The sequence below is a fragment of the Paraburkholderia oxyphila NBRC 105797 genome, assembly GCF_000685075.1.
GTDB classification, from domain to species: domain Bacteria; phylum Pseudomonadota; class Gammaproteobacteria; order Burkholderiales; family Burkholderiaceae; genus Paraburkholderia; species Paraburkholderia oxyphila.
In genome coordinates this window covers 105605-129596 of record NZ_BAYD01000003.1, presented here as the reverse complement: position 1 = coordinate 129596, position 23992 = coordinate 105605, and the positions used below count along the sequence as shown (strand labels likewise).

Sequence of the window (23992 nt, the reverse complement as noted above, 5' to 3'; positions counted from 1 at the left end):
GTAGGGTAAAGCGGCATTGAACTAACCCGCTGAAGCGGGAGGAGGTGGTTGGCCAGCGACATCGGCTCCGGGATCATCTGCAGGGCGCCTCTGCTCGCCTGCATCGGCGGCCGGTGCTTTGGCGCTGCGGAGGCGCCAGCGCGGAAGGTGATTGAGGCGCACCCGGCACGAGATCTGAACGCGGCGCGCAGTGCGCACCGCGTTCGTCGAGACGTCGCTTTCCGGAGTGTCAGCCCGCCTTAGCGGCGGCAGGCATGGCCTGCGGGCAGGCCAGGTTGGTCACCGGCTTCATGTGCACGTTTTTTGTGCCGTTCTTCGTGGCGGGCGGCGCGCTCGCCTGCGGTGCGGCGGCGAGCGTGCGCACGCCGCTTGCGATGGCCTGCGAGAGCGCCGCCACCGCGCGACGGTGGCCGACCACGAGCGCGTCATAGCCGTCGCCGACGGGCTCATTGAGCACGCTGCGGCAGGTCATGACCGCCTGCGAATCGAGCGAGCGCACACTCCAGACCGCGTCGATGAGGGCGTGCGAGCCCGGCCACGATTCGAAGCGCTGCACTTGCACGCTCACGCGGTACACCGGCACGCCTTCGGGATGCGGCGAGCCATACACGTCGATGGTGTTGAGCTGCTGCGTGAGGTCGCCCGAGAGCGCGCGGCGGATCTCGTCGCCGGGCAGCGAAGCCCAGCGCTCCTGCTCGAGCACCTTGACCTGGGTGGCGTCGTTCTGCACGACGAACTGTAACTTCGCGACTTGCGGCGGCACGTCGACCGGCGCCAGCGCAACGAGCAGCGCCGGGTTGCCCGTGGTCGACGCGACGCTTGCGCGCGCGGCATCGTCGGTGGGGCTCAGCGTGTAGAAACGGCTGCCGGGCGAGGCGCAGCCCGCGAGCGCCGCCACAAGGGCGAGCGCCGCAAAGGCTGCCGGGAGCCGCAGGGGGAGCCGGCGAAACGTCATGGCTTGTCTCCTGATTTGCCGCGCAGCAGCGATTCGGGATGGCGCTCCAGATAGTCCGAGAGCGCGTTGAGGGACTGCAGCGTGCGCGTGAGCTCCTGCAGCGCCTGGTGCACGTCCGTTTGCATCGGCGAATCCTGCTGCAGCGTGGACTGCGCCGCGTTGAAGGTCTTCTGCGCCTGGTCGAGCGTGCCGCGCATCTGCGGGAGGATCTCGTCGTTGACCTTGCCGAACAACTGGTTCGCGTTCTTCAGCGAGTCGTTCAGATTGTTGCCGATCTGGTCGAACGGAATCTTGTCGAGCTTCTTCGCGATGTCGGCGACCTGCAGCTGCAATTCCTCGAGCGAGTTCGGAATCGTCGGCAGCTCCATGGGGTCGTGGTCGAGGTCCACCTTCGCGGGCGGCGCCTTCGGGAAGATGTCGAGCGCGACATAGAGCTGGCCCGTGATCAGGTTGCCGGTGCGCAACTGGCCGCGCAGTCCGCGCTCGACGAGGCGCTTGACGAGCTCCTGGCTTTGCGCCGTATGCGGTGCGGGCGCTTCGCCGTGGATGCGGCGCGAGAGGCGCTGCGGATACAGGTTCATCGCCACCGGCATCGTGAAGTTGTGCTCCTTCGGGTCGTACTCGATGCCGATGTCGGTCACCTGGCCGAGCACGATGCCGCGGAAGTCGATCGGCGCGCCCACCGAGAGGCCGCGCAGCGACTGGTTGAAGTACATCACCACGCGCACTGGCGCGCCGTCCGGCTCGCGCATTGCATCGGTCTCGTCGGACGCGAGCGTGAAGGTCGAGTTGTCGGGCGCCTGCGGACCCATGGCCTGGCCCGGCGGCGCCTCGAACGCGAGGCCGCCCACCACCACGGTCGCGAGCGACTGCGTGTTGACCTTGATGCCGCTCGAATCGAGCTGCACGTTCACGCCGCTCGCGTGCCACCAGCGCGTGTTGGTGCCCACGTACTGGTCGTAGGGCGCGCTCACGAACACTTGCACCGTGACGCCGTTGCCGTCCTTGTCGAGCGAGTAGCCCGTCACCTGGCCCACCTGGATGCGGCGATAGAAGATGGGCGTGCCGATGTCGAGCGAACCCAGATTGTCGCTATGCAGTGTGTAGCGGTGGCCCTTTTCGTCGATGGTCACGGCCGGCGGCGTTTCCAGCCCGACGAAGTCGGTTGCGGTTTCGTTCGAACGGCCCGCGTCGGCGCCGATATACGAGCCCGAGAGCAGCGTGCCGAGGCCCGAGACGCCGCTCGCGCCGATGCGCGCGCGCACGACCCAGAAATGGCTGTCCTTCTTGGCGAAGTTCTCGGCGTCCTTGGTGAGCTCCACGGTCACGAGCACGCGCGAGAGATTCGGCGAGAGCTTGATGGCGCGCACCGAGCCGATATCGACGTCCTTGTACTTGACCTTGGTCTTGCCGGGTTCGAGCCCTTCGGCGGTCATGAAGCTGATCGTGATGGTCGGGCCGCGCGAGGCCACGGACTTCACCACGAGTGCAACGCCGATCAGCGCCGCGACGAGCGGCACGATCCAGACGAGCGAAGGGAGCCAGCGCCTCGGCTTGACGATGTCCGGTTCGGGCAGGTCGGGCGGTAGCGAGCCACCGCCAGAAGGCGCGCCGCCTGAGGGCGGGTTCGGTCCTTTCGGACTATTCATTGGGGCGATCCTGAGAGTGTTGCGAGGGTTGCTGTTTGTCTTCGTCCACCGGATCCCAGATGAGGCGGGGATCGAACTGCATCGACGCGATCATCGTCAGGATCACGACCGAGCCGAACGCGATCGCGCCGGGCCCCGCCGTAATCACCGCAAGCGACTGGAAGCGTACCAGCGCGACAGTCAGCGTGACAACGAACACGTCCAGCATCGACCAGCGGCCGATGAACTCGACGAGCCGATAAAGCTTCGTGCGCTCGACCGGGCGCCACGTGGAGCGGCGCTGCGCCGTGATGCAGAGCAGGGCGAGCACCGAGAGCTTGAGCATGGGCACGAGAATGCTCGCGATGAAGACGATCACCGCGAGGGGGGCGTCGCCCGAGGTCCAGAAGTAGGCGACGCCGCTCATGATGGTGTCGTCCTCCTCGCCGACGAGCGAGGTCGTGTGCATCACCGGCAGCAGATTCGCGGGGATGTACAGGATCGCGGCGGCGAAGAGCAGCGCCCACGTGCGCGTGAGGCTGTCTGGGCGGCGCTCGTGCATCGGCGAGTCGCAGCGCGCGCAGCGTGCGTGCCCGCCCGGGCGCGCGCGTGGTTGCACGTGGCCGCAGGCGTGGCAGGAGACGAGGCCTGCGTCGGTGGCAGTGGTGAATTTCATCGTGATGCCTCGGTGCGCTGCGCGTTCATTGCGGGGTCCAGCCAGGCGCGTTCGCGCCGCCGCCGTGCCCCTTCGGCGCGGCGGGGTCGTGGATCTCGGGGCTGGCGAGCGGGCCGATCGCGTCGGGGGGGCGAGGTGTGTCTTCCCGGGATGATGGATCGGTGCCGCTGGCTGCGTCGCTCGCTTCGCGCGCGTCCCCGGCGAGTACGGCGGGCACGCCCGGGTCGAGCGCGCCGACGGGGTCGATAGCGAGTCCGCCCTGGTCCGAGGTCGCCCCGGGCACTCCGGTGCCGCTCATGTCGCTTGCGTCCCGGGAGAGCCCATGTGCGGCGGCACCGCCCAAGCCGCCCAGACCGCGCGGGCCGCCCGAACCGTCAAGGCTGCCCGGACCGCCTGGCCCACCCGAACCCGTCCCGCTGCCCGCCGGACCCGCGCCGCCGCGGCGCGCGGCGAGCGCGCTTTCGCGCAGGGCGTCGGCCACGTCCCATAGCGTGCGCGCGTCGAAGGTCAGGACCACGGTGATCATGAGTGTGAGCGCACCGAATGCAAACAGCGCGGTCTCCGGAATCACGCGTGCGAGGCTCACCATCTTCACGATGGTGATGAGCACACCCAGCATGAAGACTTCGAGCATGCCCCAGGGCCGCACGAACTGGATCGTGCGCAGCACGAGGTTGAAGCCCGGTGGAATGTAGCCGCGCCGGATCGGCAGCAGCACATAGAGCAGCGCGACCAGTTCAGTGAGCGGGCAGAGGATGGTGGCAAAAAAAACCATCACCGCGACGATTTCCATGCCCTCGTTCCACAGCACCACGAGCGCGCCGAACAGACTCGACTGCGAGATAATGCCGTTGGCATCGAGTTCGATGATCGGGAACGACTGCGCGATGACGAACGTGACGAGCGCGGCGATGGTGATCGCGCAGATGCGGTCGAGCTGCGACGAAGCGCTGTTATAGAGCGTTGCGCCGCAGCGCGTGCAGCGCGCGCTCTGTCGCCCGAGCAGGCGAGGCTTTTGGTAGAGCGCGTCGCATTCGTGACACGCGATCAGATTGTCCTGGGCCATGCGGGCAGAAGACGCAAAACGACGTGAACGGAACGAAAGGTGCTGGCGACGCAGCGGCGTTGGCGACCATGTTACCAAACGGCCCGGTAGCACGCGTTTCCTTCGTCAACGGGGCGCGGCGAGCCGCGCGTTCGATGGGACGGCCGCTTTGGCCGCCCGAACGGCGTGGGAGTGTGCCACGTTTGCTGCACCTGCGTATGCCACCCGCGCAGCCATCGTGCGCCAGCGCAGACTGGCGGGCCGGCTTTGCACGGCGGGCATTGCCGCGCGCCGGTGTTGCGCCGCCGCGGGCGCACCGCGCTTTGCCCTGGTGCCGGATGTTTGCATTCTGTTCGCCTGCACGCCACCAGGTTATCTTTCCTTCTGAGCGGCCGAGTGACCGGCCATCCCTCCTCAGGGTCCGCGCGGGCGGCGGGTGCGATTAGCGGAGGTTCCCAACGCCCGGGTTGGGGAAAAGCATGGAAGCATTGGCGGGACTGGCGCGTTTGATGAGAAGCCGGGCGCGCGTGGCCAGGGTGGGGGCGGCGCTCGTGCGGGCCGCGCTCGCGGCGCCGGTGATTTGGGCGGCGAGCAGCGCAGCCTGGGCGCAAATGGACGCGGGCAAGAGTACGCTCGTGGCGATCTCGCGGCAAATGAGCGTGCCCGTGGAGGGCAGCTTCACGAAGTTCGACGCACAGATCAACTTCGACCCGGCGAAGCCGGCGGCGGGCACGGCGCGCCTGACGGTCGATACCGGTAGCTACGACCTTGGCGACGCAAGCTATAACGACTCGGTGCGTGGCCCCGAATGGTTCGACGCCAAGGCGTATCCGCAGGCAACGTTCGTTGCCACGTCGATCGCGTCGACCGGCCCGAGCCAGTACAGCGTGAGCGGCAACCTCACGATCAAGGGGCATACCGAGCAGGTCGTGGCGCCGGTCGTGCTCACCCAGCAGGGCGCGACGCAGACCTTCGACGGCACGCTGCCCATTCATCGGCTCGCGTTCGGCATCGGCACGGGCGAGTGGAAGGACACCTCGACCGTCGCGGACGAAGTGCTGATCAAGTTTCACATCGTCGTCGCGCACAAGTAGTGGACAACGCGTGCGGCGGCGCGGTTCTCTCACGGCGTTGCCGGAGATTGGCCACGTAGCGCTTGCGCACTGAACACAAAGGAGGCGTACTTGAACAGATTCGTGTTGATGGCCGCCGGGGCCGCAGCGGTGTCGCTCGCCGCGTCGCTGGCGCATGCCGCGGATACCTACCAGCTCGACCCGAACCACACCTTTCCGAGCTTCGAGGCCGATCACTTCGGCGGCCTGTCGATCTGGCGCGGCAAGTTCACGAAATCCTCGGGCACGGTCACGCTCGACCGGGCGGCCAAGACCGGCACCGTCGACGTGACGGTCGACACGGCCTCGGTGCAGACCGGCAATCCGCAACTCGACAAGCATCTACAGGGCGACGACTTCTTCGACGTGGCGAAATACCCAACCGCCACCTACAAGGGCACGCAGATCGTCTTCGACGGCGACAAGCCCAAGGAAGTGATCGGCACCTTCACGCTGCACGGCGTGACGCGCCCGCTCAAGCTCGAGATCGAATCGTTCAAGTGCATGCAGCACCCGGTGCTCAAGCGCGAGGTGTGCGGCGTGGAAGCTGAAGCAGAGCTCAATCGCGACGACTACGGCATGGACTCGGGCAAGAAATACGGCTTCAAGATGAAGACCACGTTGCACATTCAGGCCGAAGGCATCAAGCAGTAAGCCGGTGTCAGCCCTCAAGCGGTGCGTGAGCGTTTGCGCCAGTATGCCCACGCGAAAAAAAAGCCGGTTCGCGAGAACCGGCTTTTTCCATTCGATGGAACGCAGCGCTGATTAAACCTGGGCGCCCGCGTTCGGATCGTTCGGATCGTACTTGTCCTTCTTGTCCTTGATGAGGTCCTCGCGCTTGACGCCGAGCCACATCGAGATCGACGCCGCGACGAACACCGACGAGTAGATACCGAACAGAATACCCACCGTCAGCGCGAGCGCGAAATAGTGCAGCGTCGGGCCGCCGAAGAAGAACATCGAGAGCACCATCATTTCCGTACAGCCGTGGGTGATGATGGTTCGCGACATTGTGCGCGTGATCGCGTGGTTGATGACTTCCACGACGCTCATCTTGCGCTCGCGCCGGAAGGTCTCGCGAATCCGGTCGAAGATAACGACCGACTCGTTCACCGAGTAGCCGAGCACCGCGAGCACCGCCGCGAGCACGGAGAGCGAGAACTCCCACTGGAAGAACGCGAAGAAGCCCAGAATGATCACCACGTCGTGCAGGTTGGCGATCACGCCGGCCACGGCGTACTTCCACTCGAAGCGGAACGACAGGTAGATGATGATGCCCGCCACCACGCAGGCGAGCGCGAGCAGGCCGTCGGTGGCGAGCTCCTTGCCGACCTGCGGACCGACGAACTCCACGCGCTGCAACTGCACCTGCGCATTGTCGGCCTTGAGCGTGGACATCACCTGATCGCTCTGCTGCGCCGAGGACAGGCCTTGCTTGATCGGCAGGCGGATCAGCACGTCACGCGAGGTGCCGAAGTTCTGCACCTGGGCGTCGCCATAGCCGATCTTCGCGAGCGAATCGCGCACCGGTTCGAGCGGGACCGCCTGCGGGTACTGCACTTCGATCACCGTGCCGCCCGTGAATTCGATCGACAGGTGCAGGCCGCGGTGAAACAGGAAGAACACCGCCGCGAGGAACGTAATGAAGGAAATCGCGTTGAAGATCAACGCGTGCTTCATGAACGGGATGTCTTTGCGGATGCGGAAAAATTCCATGTTCTTGACTCCGTATCAGCGGGACGAGCCCGTGTTGTCGGGGCTGTTGCGCCGACGCACCGTGGGCTTGGCGCGCGCGGCACCCTTGGCGCCGGCCTTCGCGGTTTCGCGCGGCTTGGTGGATTGCGCGATGGCGCGGCCCGTGTCGGTGCCGGCGTCGGCTGAGCCCAGTGCCGGCGTACCGGCCGTGTCCGTGCCCATTTCGGGTTCCGGACGCCACACCTGACCCACGGCCAGCGACTTGAGCTTCTTCTTGCCGCCGTACCAGAGATTCACGAGACCGCGCGAGAAGAACACGGCCGAGAACATCGAGGTCAGAATGCCGATGCAGTGCACGATCGCGAAGCCGCGCACCGGTCCCGAGCCAAACGCGAGCAGGGCGAGACCGGCGATGAGCGTGGTCACGTTCGAGTCGACGATCGTTGCCCAGGCGTGCGCGTAGCCGTTCTGGATGGCCAGTTGCGGAGGCGCGCCGTGGCGCAGCTCTTCACGCACGCGCTCGTTGATGAGCACGTTCGCATCGATCGCCATACCGAGCGCGAGCGCGATAGCGGCAATGCCTGGCAGCGTGAGCGTGGCCTGCAGCATCGAGAGCACGGCGATGAGCAGCAGCAGGTTCACCGAGAGGCCGATCATCGAGACCAGGCCGAACAGCACGTAGTAGCAGACCATGAACACGGCAATCGCGGCAAAACCGTAGACCACCGAGTCGAAGCCCTTGCGGATGTTGTCCGCGCCGAGGCTCGGGCCGACCGTGCGTTCCTCGATGATGTCCATCGGCGCCGCGAGCGAGCCTGCGCGCAGGAGCAGCGCGAGGTCGGCGGCGGCCTGCGGCGTGGGCTGGCCCGTGATCTGGAAGCGGTCGCCGAGCTCCGACTGGATTGTGGCCACCGTGAGCACTTCGCCCTTGCCCTTCTCGAACAGCACCATCGCCATCGGCTTGCCGATGTTGTCGCGCGAGACGGCGCGCACCGCGCGTCCGCCCGCCGAGTCGAGGCGGATATTGACCGACGGACGGTTGTGCTCGTCGAAGCCAGCGGATGCGTCGATGATGCGGTCGCCCGTGAAGATCACCTGCTTGCGCAGCAGCACGGGCCCGACGTTGCCTTGCGTGAAGAGCTCGTCTTCCGGCGGCACCGGCGCGTTCGGGTCCGGATGCAGGCCCAGCGGGTCGGCGAGACGCGCTTCGAGCGTGGCCGTGCGGCCGATGATGTCCTTCGCCTTCGCGGTGTCCTGCACGCCCGGCAGTTCAACCACGATCCGGTCGCTGCCTTGCTGCTGGATCACGGGCTCGGACACACCCAGCTCGTTCACACGGTTGTGCAGCGTCTGGATGTTCTGCTTGAGCGCGGCTTCCTGAACGGCTGTCTTGACCGCCGGCGTGAACGTACCGACGAGCTGCACGCCGCCTTCAGGCGCGTTCTGCGTGGCCCAGTTGAGCTCGCTCACGCCGCCGGTGCCCGAGAGCACCTTGCGCGCTTGCTCAGCCACCGCCGGATCGGCGAAATTGACGACGACGCTCTGGTCGACGCGGTTCACACCGCCGTCTCGGATGTACTTGTCGCGCAGGATCGTGCGCGCGTCCGAAGCGTCGGAGTCGAGCTTCTTGTTGAGCGCGCCGTTCATGTCGACCTGCAGCAGGAAGTGCACGCCGCCGCGCAGGTCCAGACCGAGGTACATCGGCAGCGCGTGCAGCGCCGTCAGCCAGCGGGGCGAGGCGCTTTGCAGGTTCAGCGCGACCACGTAGCTCGGATCGCTCGGGTCGGGGTTCAGCGCCTTCGTGAGCACGTCTTTCAGGCGCAGTTGCGTGTCCGTGTCGGCGACGCGCACGCGGATGTTTGCGTTCAGCGTCGAATTATCGAACGTGACGTCGTCGGCCTTGATGTTGTTAGCGGCGACCGCGGCTTCGATCTGCGCGAGCGTGCTCGAGTCCAGCTTGACGGTGGCTTTACCGCTCGATACCTGGACCGCCGGCGCTTCGCCGAAGAAATTGGGCAATGTGTACAAGAGGCCGATGGCGAGCGCCACCAGCATCACGACATATTTCCAGAGGGGGTAACGGTTCATTGGTTGGCCCAACGGGGGAGGGGAATGGCCTGCACGATGTGCGTGCGTCCGACCGAGCCTTCATGATGCCCTTCGCGGGCGATGCAGTGGCGGGGCCGGACGCGCAAGGCCGCGCATTGGTGCGGCGGCCTGGAGTGATCGCTGGAGGCTTACAGCGATTTGATCGTGCCCTTCGGCAGGATGGTCGAGACCGCCGACTTCTGCACGGTGATTTCCGTGCCGTCCGAGATTTCGACGCCCACGTAGGCTTCGCTGACCTTGGTCACCTTGCCGACGATGCCGCCGCTCGTGATGACTTCGTCGCCCTTGGCCATGGCGGCGAGCATGTTGCGGTGTTCCTTCTGGCGCTTCATCTGCGGACGAATCATGATGAAGTACAGCACGGCGAACATCAGAATGAGCGGCAGGAAGCTCATCAGGCTCGATTCTGCGCCACCGACTGCGGAGCCTTGGGCGAAGGCATTGGAAATAAACGACACGTTGGTCTCTCCGTTTATACGATCACTACGATCAAAGATACGATCAAAAAGCGAGCCGATTATTCTACCACCGGCAAGATACGCGACGACGACGCGAAATGGGCTTTCCGATCAAGCTGTTATCACGTATTTGCCCGCCTGGGCGGGGTTCGACGTGGCTCGCCTGGGGCCGGAGCGCCCATGAAGCATGAATGACGCGCCCATGAAGCGTCGACGTAGCGAAAGGCAATTGTAAAGTCTGGCCGCACTTGCCGCGTCCCGATATCGGAAACCTTCGAAAGCGCCGTCGGCAAGCGCCGCTGCTGCGGTCCGGCGCCCGACGGCCTTCGCGATGTTGCCGGGCCTTGGGGCCGCCGGGCCGGCGCTCAATCCACGCCGCGCGCGCGTTGCTCGGCAAAGCGCTTCCTGAACGCCTCGAACGTCTTCGTCTCGATTGCCGTGCGCATCTCGCTCATCAGCTCGAGGTAGTAGTGCAGGTTGTGGATCGTGTTGAGCTGCGCGCCGAGGATCTCGCCCACGCGGTGCAGGTGGTGCAGATAGCCGCGCGTGAAGTGGCGGCAGGTGTAGCAGCCGCACTGCTCGTCGAGCGGGCGCAGCGAGTTGCGGTGCACGGCGTTGCGGATCTTGATGTCGCCAAAGCGCGTGAAGATCCAGCCGTTGCGCGCGTTGCGCGTGGGCATCACGCAGTCGAACATGTCGACGCCCGCGGCCACGCCCGCCACCAGATCCTCGGGCGTGCCCACGCCCATCAGATAGTGCGGCTTGTCGGCCGGCAGCTTCGGCGCGATGTGCTCGAGCACGCGCATCATGTCTTCCTTGGGCTCGCCCACCGAAAGGCCGCCGATCGCGAAGCCGTGGAACGGCATCTGCGAGAGGCCGGCGAGCGATTCGTCGCGCAGGTCCTCGAACATGCCGCCCTGGACGATGCCGAACAGCGCATTCGGATTGCCGAGGCGGTTGAACTCGTCGATCGAGCGCTGCGCCCAGCGCATCGACATGCGCATGGAGTCGGCCGCTTCCTTGTGCGTGGTGGGCACGCCATTGGTCGCGTAGGGCGTGCACTCGTCGAACTGCATGACGATGTCCGAGTTCAGCACCTTCTGGATCTGCATCGACACTTCGGGCGAGAGGAACAGCTTGTCGCCGTTCACGGGCGAGGCAAAGCGCACGCCGTCTTCCGAGATCTTGCGCAGGTCGCCGAGCGAGAACACCTGGAAGCCGCCCGAGTCGGTGAGGATCGGCCGGTTCCAGCCCATGAAGCGGTGCAGGCCGCCGTGCGCCTCGATCGTCTCCAGACCCGGGCGCAGCCACAGGTGGAAGGTGTTGCCGAGGATGATCTGCGCGTGCATTTCCTCGAGCTCGCGCGGCTGGGTCGCCTTGACCGTGCCGTAGGTGCCCACCGGCATGAAGATCGGCGTTTCGACCACGCCGTGGTTGAGCGTGACGCGGCCGCGCCGCGCGAGGCCGTCGGTGCCGAGCAGCTCGAATTTCAGGCCGTTTTGCGGGCGTTCGCCCAGGTAAGCGCCGTGTTCGGCGCGTGCGTTGTTTTGATGACCGTCGGTCATGCATGGACTCCTGTGCTACCGGAAAACAGTCCGGCGCAATGGGTGAAACGCCGTCGCGCACGCTGCGCGGCGGCGGGGAAAGGGGGCGTGAGCGCGTCAGCTATTGAGCGCGTCGTCGGTTCTCGTCAACAGCATCGCGTCACCATAGCTGAAGAAGCGATAGCGCTCTTCAATCGCGTGACGATAAGCGGCGCGAATCGTCTCGACGCCCGCGAACGCCGAAACCAGCATCAGGAGCGTCGACTTCGGCAGGTGAAAATTCGTGACGAGCCGGTCCACCACGCGGAATGTGTAGCCCGGCGTGATGAAGATGTCGGTCTCGGCGGCCGTGGCGGCGAGTTCGCGGCCTTCGCGTTCGGCGTCACGCGCGGCGGCTTCGAGCGCGCGCATCGAGGTCGTGCCCACCGCGATCACGCGGCCACCGCGCGCGCGCGTGGCCGCGATCTTGTCGACGAGCGACTGCGGCAGCTGATACCACTCGCTGTGCATCTTGTGCTCGTCGATGTTCTCCACGCGCACCGGCTGGAACGTGCCCGCGCCCACGTGCAGCGTGAGCGTGGCGCGCTCCACGCCTCGCGCGTCGAGCTGCGCGAGGAGCGCGTCGTCGAAATGCAGACCCGCTGTGGGCGCGGCCACCGCGCCGGGATTTTGCGCGAACACCGTCTGATAGCGCTTTTCGTCGCCGGCGTCGGCGTCGTGCGTGATGTAGGGCGGTAGCGGCAGACGGCCAAATTGCTCGATCAGCGTGAGGCAGTCGTCGGGGAAATGCAGCGTGAAGAACGGCTCCACGCGCTCGCCCACCGTGACGTCGAACGCGTCGGCGAGGCGCAGCACCGTGCCGGGGCCCGGGCTCTTGCTCGCGCGGATCTGCGCGAGCGCCGTGCGCGCGCCGGTCAGGCGCTCGACGAGCACCTCGATCTTGCCGCCGCTGGCCTTCTGGCCGAAGAAGCGCGCCTTGAGCACCTTGGTATCGTTGAAGACGAGCAGGTCGCCGGGCGCGACGCACGCGGGCAGCTCCGCGAAGCGGCGGTCGGTGAGGCGCGCGGGTTGCGTGGCGTTATCCACCTCCAGCAGACGGCTCGCGCTGCGCTCGGGCAGGGCGGTTTGCGCGATCAGTTCGGGAGGCAGATCGAAATCGAAATCGGAAAGCTTGAACATACGGCCTGATGAAACGGAAATACGGCTGGGACCCGGCGCGCGCCGCCTTTTGAGCAGCTGGAACGCCGGGCGTGTGGCCCGCGGTTGCGCCCCAAAAAACGGCCGCAATGCCCGCCCGCGTACAACGAGCGGCTATGATTGCGGGACATGCCTGTCTGGGACGTGCCCGTCTGGGACATGCCCGTTTGGAGCGGGTTGCCGCGCGTCACGCGCTGCGCCTTGCCGGAAAGCCGATATTGTACTTGCGAAGCTGCTCATGCCCTCGTCCGTTAGCCGATTGATCGGGATGCGCGTCAAACCTCCTCGTTCACGGGGAGGAAGGATAGCGCGGACGCCACAGGCGTCCTTGACAACGCTTGAATGCTGATACGATTTGCACATGCAACGACTCCAGGCCTTCCGATTCGAACTGATGCCGACCGGCGAGCAGGTGCGCAAGATGCGCCAGTTCGGCGGTCTGTGCCGTCGCGTCTACAACGACGCGCTGGCCGCCCAGCAGAAGAATCGCGAGGATAGCGGGAAGTTCGTCGGGTATGCCGGTATGGCGAAGTGGCTGACGGGCTGGCGCAACAGCGCCGAAACGCCTTGGCTGAAGGATGCGCCAGTCCACGCGCAGCAACATGCCCTGAAGGATCTTGAACGGGCCTACAAGAACTTCTTCGAAGGTCGCGCTGGCTTCCCGCGCTTCAAGCGCAAGAGCGATCAGCGTGACAGCTTCCGCTATCCGGACCGCAAGCAGATCAAGCTCGACCGTGAGAACGGTCGCGTCTCGGTCCCCAAGCTCGGTTGGCTACGCTACCGCAATAGCCGCACGGTGCTCGGCGACGTTCGCTGTACGACGCTCTCACAGCGCGCGGGCAAGTGGTACGTCTCCATTCTGACGGCGCGTGAGGCCGAGCAGCCTGTTCCAGTTGGGCCTGCGGTCGGTATCGATGTGGGCGTCGCCCGATTCGCAACCCTGAGCGATGGGTCATATATCGAGCCGCTCGCCAGCTTTAAAAAGCACGAGCGGCGTCTCGCAAAGTATCAACGCAGTATGGCTCGCAAGATCAAGGGCTCGGCGAACTGGAGAAAGACGAAGGCCCGAATCCAGCGCATCCACGCGCGCATCGCCAACGCGCGCGCGGACTTCCTGCACAAGGCATCGAACACGATCAGCAAAAACCACGCAATGATCGCCGTCGAGGACCTGCAGGTTCGCAACATGAGCAGGTCGGCCAGCGGTACGGTCGCCGCTCCTGGGCGCAATGTTCGCGCGAAGTCGGGCCTCAACAAGGCGATACTCGACCAGGGGTGGTACGAATTCCGCCGTCAGCTCGAGTACAAGACGGCATGGCGCGGCGGGTTCTTCGTCGCTGTGCCGGCCCAGAACACGAGTCGCACATGCCCGTGCTGCGGCCATATTTCAGCCGGTAGCCGCAAGACACAGGCGCTTTTCGCCTGCGTAAATTGCGGCCACGAGGCCAACGCCGATCTGGTCGGCGCCATCAACGTGCTTCGCCGCGGCGAAGTACAACTGAGCAGTGAAGGGCTGGAACTAGCCCGGATCGCCTGTGGAGAGTCGGTGCAGTCGGGCCACTCGATGAAGCAGGAACCCACCCAGGTGCACTGCGATGGTTAACTCCGTCGACGGCACGGCAGGAATCCTCCCCATTCATGGGGAGGAGGATTTCAACTCCGAAGCCGATGCCGCGAGCGAAGCGCACGAGGACTTGCGCGAGCGCGACGAGGCGGGCGAGACTCAGGCGCCGAAGGCATCTGCGCCGCGCAAACGCGCCGCCAGTACGCCATCCGCCGATAAAGCCACTGATAAAGCTACCGACAAGGTCACGGCAAAAGACAAGCCCAAGCTCACCAAAACCGCCGACCGTCTCGCGAAGCTCGGCCTCACGCGCGACATCGACCTCGTGCTGCATCTGCCGATGCGCTACGAGGACGAGACCACGCTCACGCCCATCGGCGAATTATTGCCCGGCGGCGTGGCGCAGACCGAAGGCGTCGTGGTCGACAACGAGATCGCTTATCGCCCGCGCCGCCAGTTGCTCGTGAAGCTGCGCGACCACAACGGCGACGAACTGCATCTGCGTTTTCTGAACTTCTACGGCTCGCAGGTCACGCAGATGGCAGTGGGCAAGCGCCTGCGCGTGCGTGGCGACGTGCGCGGCGGTTTTTTCGGCATGGAGATGGTGCATCCGGCGGTGCGCGTGGTGGAGGGCGATGTGCCGCTGCCGCAGGCGCTCACGCCGGTCTATCCGTCGACGGCGGGCGTGAGCCAGGCGTATCTGCGCAAGGCGATCGACAATGCGCTCTCTCGCGCCTCGCTGCCCGAGCTGTTGCCCGACGCCGTCGCGCACGAATTCACGGCGCCGCTCAATCTGCCGCCGCTGATGGACGCGGTGAAGACGCTGCACCATCCCCCCATCGATGCCGATGAGCACGAGCTGATCGACGGCACGCACCCCGCATGGACGCGCATCAAGTTCGACGAGCTGCTCGCGCAGCAGCTCTCGCTCAAGCGCGCGCACGAGGAGCGCCGCACGCGCGCGGCGCCCGCGATGGCGCGTCACGTGGCCGGACGCGATACCAGCACGGCGCTGCTCGCGCGTCTGCGCGAGGCGCTGCCGTTCAAGCTCACGGGGGCGCAGGAGCGCGTGGTCGCGGAGATCGCGCACGACCTCGAACAGCCGCATCCGATGCAGCGTCTCCTGCAAGGCGACGTGGGCAGCGGCAAGACCGTGGTGGCGGCGCTCGCCGCCGCGCAGGCCATCGACGCCGGCTATCAGGCCGCGCTCATGGCGCCCACCGAAATCCTCGCGGAACAGCACGCGCGCAAGCTGCGCGGCTGGCTCGAGCCGCTCGGCGTGCAGGTGGCCTGGCTCTCGGGCAGCCTCAAGGCGAAGGAAAAGCGCGCGGCGATTGAAGCCGCGGCGCTCGGCACCGCGCAGCTCGTGATCGGCACGCACGCGATCATTCAGGACGCCGTGGAATTCGCGCGGCTCGGTCTCGTGATCGTCGACGAACAGCATCGCTTCGGCGTGGAGCAGCGCCTCGCGCTGCGCGCCAAGGCGCAAAACGCGAAAGCGCCGCAACACGGCGGCGCCGCGCGCGAGTTCCAGCCGCATCAACTGATGATGTCCGCGACGCCCATTCCGCGCACGCTCGCCATGACGTACTACGCGGACCTCGACGTCTCCACCATCGACGAGCTGCCGCCCGGCCGCACCCCCATTCTCACGAAGCTCGTCTCCGACGCGCGCCGCGAAGAAGTGATCGCCCGCGTGCGCGCGGCGGCGCTCACGGGGCGCCAGGTCTACTGGGTGTGTCCGCTGATCGAGGAAAGCGAGACGCTGCAGCTCCAGACCGCGGTGGAGACGTACGAGACGCTCGTGGCCGCGCTGCCGGAGCTCACGGTCGGGCTCGTGCACGGGCGTCTCGCGTCCGCGGACAAGGCTGCCGTCATGGACGCGTTCTCGCGCAATGAAGTGCAGCTGCTGGTTGCAACGACCGTGATCGAAGTGGGCGTGGACGTGCCCAACGCCTCGCTGATGGTGATCGAGCACGCCGAGCGCTTCGGGCTCGCGCAGCTGCACCAGTTGCGCGGGCGCGTGGGGCGCGGCACAGCGGCGTCGGTGTGCGTGCTGCTCTATACCGGCCCGCTCTCGCTCACGGGGCGCGCGCGTTTGCAAACCATGCGCGAAACTACCGACGGCTTCGAGATCGCACGCCGCGATCTGGAGATTCGCGGCCCCGGTGAATTCCTCGGCGCGCGCCAGTCGGGCGCGGCCATGCTGCGCTTCGCGAGCCTCGAAAACGATGCCTGGCTGATCGACCCCGCGCGCGACGCGGCGGAGTGCCTGCTGCGCGAGTGGCCCCACGTCGTCATGCAGCATCTGAATCGCTGGCTCGGTGCGCGCGAGCAGTATCTGAAGGCTTAGTGTCCGCGTGCCGCATCCGGTGGCCCCTGCTTTCCCGCTGTCAGCGCAATCGCCGCAAGCGCGGAACCTGCGCGCCGCTACGCCGTCTGACCCTTCATATGATCCCGCCCCGCATAGGGGTGTTGATTATTGGCGAATCGCCGCCATAGGTGTATAAGTACAAACTATTGATTCACCCTTTTTGATTGGTCCCCAATGAAATGACGCTCACTGAATTGAAATACATCGTTGCGGTTGCCCGCGAGCGCCACTTCGGCCGGGCCGCCGAGGCGTGCTTCGTGAGCCAGCCGACCCTCTCGGTCGCGATCAAGAAGCTCGAAGACGAGCTGAACGTGCAGATTTTCGAGCGCGGCACGAGTGAAGTCAGCGTGACCCCCATCGGCGAGCAGATCGTGACGCAGGCGCAGCGCGTGCTCGAGCAGACGCTCGCGATCAAGGAAATCGCCAAGCAGGGCAAGGACCCGCTCGTCGGTCCCCTGCGTCTGGGCGTGATCTACACGATTGGGCCGTATCTGCTGCCCACGCTCGTCAAGCAGATGATCAAGCGCGTCCCGCAGATGCCGCTGATGCTGCAGGAGAACTACACGCTCAAGCTGATCGAGCTGCTCAAGCAGGGCGAGATCGACGTGGCGATCATGGCGCTGCCGTTTCCCGAAACCGGGCTCACGCTGCGCGCGCTCTACGACGAACCGTTCGTGGTCGCGCTGCCTTCGGGCCACGCGTGGGAGCAGCGCGAGAAGATCGACCCGGACGACCTCAAGCAGGAAACCATGCTGCTGCTCGGCAGTGGCCATTGCTTCCGCGATCATGTGCTGGGCGTGTGTCCCGAGCTGATGCGCTTCTCGCAGAACGCCGACGGCATTCAGAAGACGTTTGAGGGCTCGTCGCTGGAGACCATCCGCCACATGGTGGCGAGCGGCGTGGGCATTACCGTGCTGCCGCGCATGTCCGTGACGGAAGTGAAGCCGCATGCGGGCGGCGTGGATTCGGGGCTGCTCTCGTATGTGCCGTTCGACGAGCCGGTGCCGGACCGCCGTGTCGTGCTCGCATGGCGCAAGAGCTTCACGCGCATGCCGGCGATCGAGGCGATCGTAGATGCGATTCACGCTTGCGAGTTGCCGGGCGTGAAGAAGGTCGAAGTGCCGGCCGAGGTGGCTTGAAGTTTGTGGCGCCGCGCACATGGAGCGCGCGGCGCCTTCTCCCTCACTGCGCGGCGTTCGCCCGCTCAGCCTTTCCTCATGTGTAATCTTTCTCGCGACCCTAATAAGTTGCGGCTATTCGATAGATTGAGTAAATCAAATTACTTGTATCGATAGTGTTTGATACAGTTTCTCCAACCGGCCCACCTTGGGATCCATAGGAGAAAGCGATGCAAACCAACGTTCCGAACACCGCCACCACCACTAGCACCACTGCTCAAGCACGCGTCGCTACGAGCCTGCGCACAGTCGCGTTTTCGTTGCTCGTCGACCGGGCGTTGTCTGCCTGAGGCCACCCGCTGGCGCGCTCGCCAGTTCCCCTGCATTGAACGCCGCTCCGCCGCACCGATCACCGCTCTTATCAGGAGTCCAGAATGACCGACCGTACCCTTACCTCCGCAGCAGGCGCACCCGTCGTCGACAACCAGAACTCGCTCACCGCCGGCCCGCGCGGCCCGGTCATGTTGCAGGACGTGTGGCTCATCGAAAAGCTCGCGCACTTCGACCGCGAGGTGATTCCCGAGCGCCGCGTGCACGCGAAGGGCTCGGGTGCGTTCGGCACGCTCAAGGTCACGCACGACATCTCGCGCTACACGAAGGCCAAGGTGTTCAGCGAAGTCGGCAAGGAAACGCCGCTCTTCATGCGCTTTTCGACGGTTGCGGGCGAGCGTGGCGCCGCCGACGCCGAGCGCGACGTGCGTGGTTTCTCGATCAAGTTCTACACGGAAGAGGGCAACTGGGACGTCGTCGGCAACAACACGCCGGTGTTCTTCATCCGCGATCCGCTCAAGTTCCCGGACTTCATCCACACGCAAAAGCGTGACCCGCGCACGAACCTGCGCAACAACGTCGCGGCGTGGGACTTCTGGGCGCGTCATCCGGAGTCGCTGCATCAGGTCACGATCCTCATGAGCGATCGCGGCATTCCGAAAAACTATCGGCAGCAGCACGGCTTCGGCTCGCACACGTTTTCGTTCATCAACGCGAATAACGAGCGCTTTTACGTGAAGTTCCACTTCAAGTCGGCGCAGGGCGTGGAGAACTACACGGATGCCGAAGCGGCCCAGGTGGTCGCGCAGGACCGCGAATCGGCGCAACGCGATCTCTACAGCGAGATCGAGAAGGGCAACTTCCCCAAGTGGCATTTCCGCATTCAGGTGATGCCCGAGGCCGATGCCGCGAAGGTGCCGTACAACCCGTTCGACATCACCAAGGTGTGGCCGCACAAGGACTACCCGCTGATCGACGTGGGTACGATCGAGCTGAACCGCAATCCGGAGAACTATTTCGCGGATGTCGAGCAGGCCGCCTTCACGCCCGCGAACGTGGTGCCGGGCATCGGCTTCTCGCCGGACCGTCTGCTGCAGGGGCGTCTGTTCTCGTATGGCGATACTCAGCGCTATCGGCTCGGCGTCAACCATCACCAGATTCCGGTGAATGCGCCGCGTTGCCCGTTTCACTCGTTCCACCGTGACGGCGCGCTGCGTACCGACGGCAACCTCGGCGGCACCGTGAACTACGAGCCGAGCCGCACGGGCGACTTTGCGCAGCGTCCCCAGGCCGGTGAGCCGGCGCTCGCAGCGGGTGCGGTCGATCACTACGATCACCGCGAGGACGACGACTACTACAGCCAGCCGGGCGCGCTGTTTCGCCTGTTCGATGCAGGCCAGCGCGAGCGACTCTTCGCGAATATCGCGCGCGCCATCGCGGGCGTGCCCGACGAGATCGTGCAGCGGCAGATCGAGCATTTCCGCCGCGCCGATCCGGCGTACGGGCAAGGCGTGAGTGCGGCAATTGCCGCGCTCGCCGAGGCGCAGAAGGCTGCGAAATAAGCGGGAAAGGAGCGGCGGCGTGTGGATTCGGGCCACAGCCGCTGCCCGCGGGCAGGGCGACACAGGAGCACGATCATGACCAGGACGATGACGATGACACTCAAGACCTTGGGCCCGGGCCGCGCGGCGGCCATGGCGCGCACGCGTGCCGAGGGTACGCAGGTGGTACGTCGCGTGGTGGGCTTCGCGATCGTGGCGAGCGGTTTCGTAGCACTCGCTACGCAAGGGCTCGCCCACCTGATGGGCCATTGAGCCCGAACGACGGCGCACGCCGCGCATGTCGCGCCGGACCGAAGGGGCGGGCGAGCGGCCGCACGAAATGATTGCGCCACAGAGCGCCCCATCTGGCATTCGCGTGTCGCGGGCCACATCGGCGCGACCACATTGAAAGACCGCTAGTCTCATTGCCAAAAAAGGAGTTCGCATGGGTAAGAAATCGGTTGTGCAGCACGTGAACATCGGCATCAGCGACCCGGACCGCAAGCAGATCGCGGAAGGGCTCTCGCGCCTGCTCGCGGACACCTACACGCTGTATCTGAAGACGCACAACTTCCATTGGAACGTCACGGGGCCGATGTTCAACACGCTCCATCAGATGTTCGAGACGCAGTACAACGAGCTGGCGCTGGCTGTGGACGCCATTGCCGAGCGTATCCGCGCGCTGGGCGTGCACGCGCCGGGCACCTACAGGGATTTCGCGAAGCTCTCGTCGATTCCGGAAGCCGACGGCGTGCCGGCCGCCGAAGACATGATTCGCCAGCTCGTGGAAGGTCAGGAAGCCGTCGTGCGCACCGCGCGCGCGATCTTCCCGTCGACGGAAGCCGCCAACGACGAGCCGACCGCAGACCTGCTCACGCAGCGCATGCAGACGCACGAGAAGACGGCGTGGATGCTGCGCTCGATGCTGGCGTGATCCCTGGCCGGCTTGCCCAGGGCGTGGCTATGCGCCCTCGGGTTCTCACATCGGCGTAGCAACTGAAGTGCAAAGCCCGCTGGCAAGTCAGCGGGCTTTTTTCTGGCGGCGTGTCGCGTTTCATGGCGGGCTCGTTGTGCCGACCGAGCGTGCCAACCGATCGTGCCCGTCCATCGTCGCCACCCATCGTGCCCGAATTTCCGCCCACGACGATGATGGCCAGGCGGCGAAGCACCTCGGCTCTCGCCTACAATAGCGGCATCGTTTTTCCCGCTCCCATCATGTTCGCCCGACTCCCGCTCTATCTGCGGCTCGTCCGCATGGACAAGCCGATCGGCAGCCTGCTGCTGCTCTGGCCTACGCTCAACGCGCTGTGGATCGCCTCGAATGGCCGCCCGCCGCTGTCCTTGCTGGTGATCTTCACGGTGGGCACGGTGCTCATGCGCTCGGCGGGCTGCGCGATCAACGATTACGCCGACCGCGACTTCGACCGCCACGTCAAGCGCACGGCCGAGCGCCCCATCACCTCGGGCCGGATCCGCGCCTGGGAGGCGGTCGCGATTGCGGTGGGGCTCGCGTTCGTCTCGTTCCTGCTGATCTTGCCGCTCAATGCGCTCACCAAGCAGCTTTCGGTGGTGGCGCTGTTCGTGGCGGGCTCGTATCCGTTCACGAAGCGCTTTTTCGCGATTCCTCAGGCGTATCTGGGCATCGCGTTCGGCTTCGGGATTCCGATGGCGTTCGCCGCCGTTCAGGACCATGTGCCGATGCTCGCGTGGATCATGCTGGTGGCGAACGTGTTCTGGTCGGTGGCCTACGACACCGAATACGCGATGGTCGATCGCGACGACGACATCAAGATCGGCATCCGCACGTCGGCGCTCACATTCGGCCGCTACGACGTGCTGGCGATCATGCTCTGCTACGCGCTCACGCTCGGCATCTACGTCTGGGTCGGCGTGACGTTGAGCTTTGGCGTGCTGTACTGGCTGGGCTGGGCGGCGGCGGTGGGTTGTGCGATCTACCACTACACGCTCATCAAGGACCGCGAGCGCATGCCGTGCTTCGCGGCGTTCCGCCACAACAACTGGCTGGGCGGTGCGCTTTTCGTCGGGATTGCGGCGCACTACGCGGCCGCGGGGATGTAAGCGATGCGGCTTTGCCTGGAACAGCCGTAAAAAAAGCGCCTCAGGGCGCTTTTTTTACGTGCGCGTCGCGGCAACGCACATCGCATACGTCGTTCGCGGCTGGCCGGGCATGACCGGACCTGCCCGGCCGGACCTGCCCGGCCAGACCGAATTACTGCTTGCCGAACTCCTCGCCCATCGCCTTCGCACGCGCATCCGCGGCCAGCGCGCCGCGCACGATCGCGTCCTTGATGGCCGATGCGTCGAACGAAGCGAGCGCCGCCGCGGTGGTGCCGCCCTTGGACGTCACGCGCTCGCGCAGCACCGCTGGCGGCTCGTCGGATTGCAGCGCGAGCTGCGCCGCGCCCGTGAAGGTGGCGATGGCGAGCGCGCGGCCTTGCTGCTCGTCCATGCCGAGCTGGCGGGCGGCCTCTTCGAGGGCCTCGATGAAATAGAACACGTAGGCCGGGCCGCTGCCCGAGATGGCCGTGACCGCGTCGATTTTGCTTTCGTCGTCGAACCAGACGGTCTGGCTGACCGCACCGAGCACGTTCGAGGCCAATTCGCGGCCCGCCGCGTCCACGCCACTGCCGGCGCACAGGCCCGTCGCACCCATGCCGATCAGCGCGGGCGTGTTGGGCATCGTGCGCACGATGCGTGCGTGGCCGTCGAGCCAGCGCGAGAGGTCTTCGATGCGGATGCCCGCCATGATGCTGATCACGACCTGATGCGCGCCCAGATGCGGCGCGATCGATTGCGCCACCGCCTTGGCGATCTGCGGCTTCACGGCGAGCAGGACCGCGTCGTATTCGGCGAGCGCGGCATCGGCGGCGGCGCCGGTGCGGATGCCGAACTGATCCGCGCTGCGTTTGCGCGCGTCTTCGCTAGGGTCGATCGCGTACAGGTCGCCGGCGCTCACGCCCTTGCGGATCAAGCCGCCGATGATTGCAGCGGCCATGTTGCCGCCGCCGATGAAGGCAATTTTCATCCTGTTGCGCGGGAAACCTCGGCCTTCAGGCCGGGGATGGATAGCGCGCCGTGCGAAGCACGGCCTTCTCCCGCATCTCCTCTTTGAAAGGCTATCCTTGGATATCCGTAGCCGTCGCTACGCTGAATCAACTGACAATGACGACGCGCGATGCCTTGCACCACGCGACCAGCCATCTGGATATTGAAGTAACCGGTGGCGCGTACCGCCACGCGGCCCACATGTGTGCCGGCCTTCTTGCCTGACGGCACCTCGGCGCGCACCAGGTCTCCGGTTTGAAACCCCTGTATCCGCTTGTCCCGGGTCAGGTGGCCGCGTGGGAAACCAAACCTGTCCAGCCGTGTGCGCTGGTAACTGCCACGGCCCGTGCAGCTCACCGACAGGGTCGGCCTCTGCCATCTCGTCATGCCCGACAATGCGCCGACGCAAGCGGCATCGAGAGCGTGCGTTTTGGGCACGCCGAGCGTCACGCGGTTGAACTTTGTCCGCCCGCCAGAGGCGAGCTCGACTGGGAGTCCGGTTGCACGAAGCACATTGGCGAGCGCCCAGCGCGTGGCATTGATCGCCGCCGCGTCCTTCCGCGGGCGCTTCGCCTGAGCCAGAATCGCCGCCATTCGCTTCGGCGCCTTCACGAGATACACCTCGACCGGCTGCGCACCCTTGTCCAGATTGCAGGGCTCGCAGCCCAGCGTCAGGTTGCTCACCCGGTTCGAGCCACCGCGCGCCCGTGCCACGATATGCTCGATTTGCAGCGGTACAGATGAGGCATCGCAGTACGCGCACCTGCGGTTCCACTTCTCCAGCAGATACTCGCGGACCTCGTAGCCAGCCAGCGTGCCCTGCTGGTATTCGACGCCACTGATTTCCGGGTTCTCAAGCGCCTGCATGTCGAAACGCACCAGCTCGCTTGAGATGGCCGCAGCCGGTGCCCAACGCATCAGCCGCCTGACCCATGCCATTGTGGTATCGACCCGGTGCTGCAGGGACGGCGCAAGCCACCCCGCCGGGCGAGTACGATTCAGAAAACGCGGTGCCCTGTAGCGCAGGTTACCCCGTCGCCGCCGGCGCATCGAGCGACGTGCAGTCAGTGCCTCGCTGATTTGCCGGCCGCGATGGACCAACTCGAACAGATTGAGTACCGCCGCGCCGCGCTGAATCTCGCCAGTGGATGCGTCCACAGTCTCGGTGTCACGCACCAGCGCCATGCCTGTCGCCGTGCTGCCGGGGTCAAGCTTGATTCGCAGGGATTGCAGGGTGCAAGAGTCGGCCTGACGGTCAACGAGCCGGATAACAAAGGGTATAACACGATGCACGCGTGCGCGGCCACGCTCGAGGAGCAACCTCGCCCGCTTCTCGCTGCACGGCATCACCGGCTTGCCCTTCCGGTCCAGCACAAAAACCGCCACTGTCACTCCAGTTATGTTGCGCCCCGGAAGCTGTCCGGCGCGGTTGCCCTTACGGGCCTTGTGACGCAGGCTATAAGGCCTGGCTCCCCTCGACCATGTTGTGCAGCAGGTGAAGCTTTCGCTTCGGTCACAGCCCGTTTCGTGCCTCCCCGGGGCGTGTCTGCTGCTGCGACTTCCAGAGCGTCGAACTGAGG

The 23992-nt window shown here is 65.6% G+C and carries 19 protein-coding genes and 1 pseudogene; 9 read left to right on the top strand and 11 right to left on the bottom strand.

Annotated features, from left to right (window positions below):
• Positions 1–229 precede the first annotated feature (229 nt).
• From BO1_RS49360 to BO1_RS60920, 4 genes and pseudogenes are all read right to left on the bottom strand, one after another.
• Complete coding sequence (locus tag BO1_RS49360; protein ID WP_052409339.1) at positions 230–955, bottom strand: PqiC family protein; 726 nt, start codon at positions 953–955, stop codon at positions 230–232.
• Positions 952–2604 (bottom strand): PqiB family protein, encoded by a 1653-nt coding sequence (locus tag BO1_RS02170; RefSeq protein WP_028216140.1) that lies wholly within the window; start codon positions 2602–2604, stop codon positions 952–954. The genes BO1_RS49360 and BO1_RS02170 overlap by 4 nt, the downstream gene beginning before the upstream one ends.
• Complete coding sequence (locus BO1_RS02165) at positions 2597–3259, bottom strand: paraquat-inducible protein A (protein WP_028216139.1); 663 nt, start codon at positions 3257–3259, stop codon at positions 2597–2599. Before BO1_RS02165 ends, BO1_RS02170 begins: the two co-directional genes overlap by 8 nt.
• Positions 3260–3608: 349 nt before the next feature.
• Positions 3609–4325, bottom strand: a pseudogene (locus BO1_RS60920) (paraquat-inducible protein A); the annotation flags it as partial.
• A 488-nt stretch (positions 4326–4813) separates the two neighbouring features.
• Here BO1_RS60920 and BO1_RS02155 point away from each other — a divergent pair.
• Positions 4814–5398: a YceI family protein gene (locus BO1_RS02155; protein ID WP_043283549.1), complete on the top strand. Its 585-nt coding sequence runs from the start codon at positions 4814–4816 to the stop codon at positions 5396–5398.
• A gap of 102 nt (positions 5399–5500) precedes the next feature.
• Positions 5501–6070: a YceI family protein gene (locus tag BO1_RS02150; RefSeq protein WP_028216137.1), complete on the top strand. Its 570-nt coding sequence runs from the start codon at positions 5501–5503 to the stop codon at positions 6068–6070.
• Positions 6071–6181: 111 nt separating this feature from the next.
• Here the strand turns inward: BO1_RS02150 and secF are convergent, their stop codons facing one another.
• From secF to queA, 5 genes are all read right to left on the bottom strand, one after another.
• Positions 6182–7132, bottom strand: a complete 951-nt coding sequence (gene secF, locus BO1_RS02145; RefSeq protein ID WP_028216136.1) for a protein translocase subunit SecF — start codon at positions 7130–7132, stop codon at positions 6182–6184.
• A 15-nt stretch (positions 7133–7147) separates the two neighbouring features.
• A complete protein-coding gene (gene secD / locus BO1_RS02140) occupies positions 7148–9199 on the bottom strand; it encodes a protein translocase subunit SecD (protein ID WP_028216135.1) in 2052 nt (683 codons plus the stop codon).
• Between the two features lie 149 nt (positions 9200–9348).
• Complete coding sequence (gene yajC / locus BO1_RS02135; protein ID WP_028216134.1) at positions 9349–9678, bottom strand: preprotein translocase subunit YajC; 330 nt, start codon at positions 9676–9678, stop codon at positions 9349–9351.
• 365 nt (positions 9679–10043) lie between these two features.
• Positions 10044–11243 carry a tRNA guanosine(34) transglycosylase Tgt gene (gene tgt, locus BO1_RS02130; protein ID WP_028216133.1) on the bottom strand — a complete coding sequence of 400 codons (1200 nt, stop codon included), beginning with the start codon at positions 11241–11243 and terminating at the stop codon, positions 10044–10046.
• Between the two features lie 96 nt (positions 11244–11339).
• On the bottom strand, positions 11340–12401 hold the full coding sequence (gene queA, locus BO1_RS02125; RefSeq protein WP_028216132.1) for a tRNA preQ1(34) S-adenosylmethionine ribosyltransferase-isomerase QueA: 1062 nt from the start codon (positions 12399–12401) through the stop codon (positions 11340–11342).
• 379 nt (positions 12402–12780) lie between these two features.
• On the opposite strand from queA, the gene BO1_RS02120 reads away from it, so the two are divergent.
• From BO1_RS02120 to ubiA, 7 genes are all read left to right on the top strand, one after another.
• Positions 12781–14022: an RNA-guided endonuclease InsQ/TnpB family protein gene (locus BO1_RS02120; RefSeq protein ID WP_028216131.1), complete on the top strand. Its 1242-nt coding sequence runs from the start codon at positions 12781–12783 to the stop codon at positions 14020–14022.
• Positions 14015–16336, top strand: a complete 2322-nt coding sequence (gene recG, locus BO1_RS49350; RefSeq protein ID WP_084687726.1) for an ATP-dependent DNA helicase RecG — start codon at positions 14015–14017, stop codon at positions 16334–16336. Before BO1_RS02120 ends, recG begins: the two co-directional genes overlap by 8 nt.
• A 200-nt stretch (positions 16337–16536) precedes the next feature.
• Positions 16537–17496 carry a hydrogen peroxide-inducible genes activator gene (locus BO1_RS02110; RefSeq protein ID WP_028216130.1) on the top strand — a complete coding sequence of 320 codons (960 nt, stop codon included), beginning with the start codon at positions 16537–16539 and terminating at the stop codon, positions 17494–17496.
• 413 nt (positions 17497–17909) lie between these two features.
• Complete coding sequence (locus BO1_RS02100) at positions 17910–19367, top strand: catalase (RefSeq protein WP_028216129.1); 1458 nt, start codon at positions 17910–17912, stop codon at positions 19365–19367.
• A 75-nt stretch (positions 19368–19442) separates the two neighbouring features.
• The gene (locus tag BO1_RS58770; protein WP_156992085.1) at positions 19443–19619 is read left to right on the top strand and encodes a hypothetical protein; all 177 of its coding nucleotides are present in this window, start codon (positions 19443–19445) and stop codon (positions 19617–19619) included.
• 172 nt (positions 19620–19791) lie between these two features.
• Positions 19792–20280, top strand: coding sequence for a Dps family protein (locus BO1_RS02090; RefSeq protein WP_028216128.1), 489 nt, complete (start codon positions 19792–19794; stop codon positions 20278–20280).
• A 281-nt stretch (positions 20281–20561) separates the two neighbouring features.
• Positions 20562–21425 (top strand): 4-hydroxybenzoate octaprenyltransferase, encoded by an 864-nt coding sequence (gene ubiA / locus BO1_RS02085; RefSeq protein WP_028216127.1) that lies wholly within the window; start codon positions 20562–20564, stop codon positions 21423–21425.
• Between the two features lie 151 nt (positions 21426–21576).
• Here the strand turns inward: ubiA and proC are convergent, their stop codons facing one another.
• Together proC and iscB are read right to left on the bottom strand one after the other, a co-directional pair.
• Positions 21577–22392, bottom strand: a complete 816-nt coding sequence (gene proC, locus BO1_RS02080) for a pyrroline-5-carboxylate reductase (protein WP_028216126.1) — start codon at positions 22390–22392, stop codon at positions 21577–21579.
• Positions 22389–23798, bottom strand: a complete 1410-nt coding sequence (iscB, locus tag BO1_RS02075; protein WP_028216125.1) for an RNA-guided endonuclease IscB — start codon at positions 23796–23798, stop codon at positions 22389–22391. Before iscB ends, proC begins: the two co-directional genes overlap by 4 nt.
• Between the last annotated feature and the right edge of the window lie 194 nt (positions 23799–23992).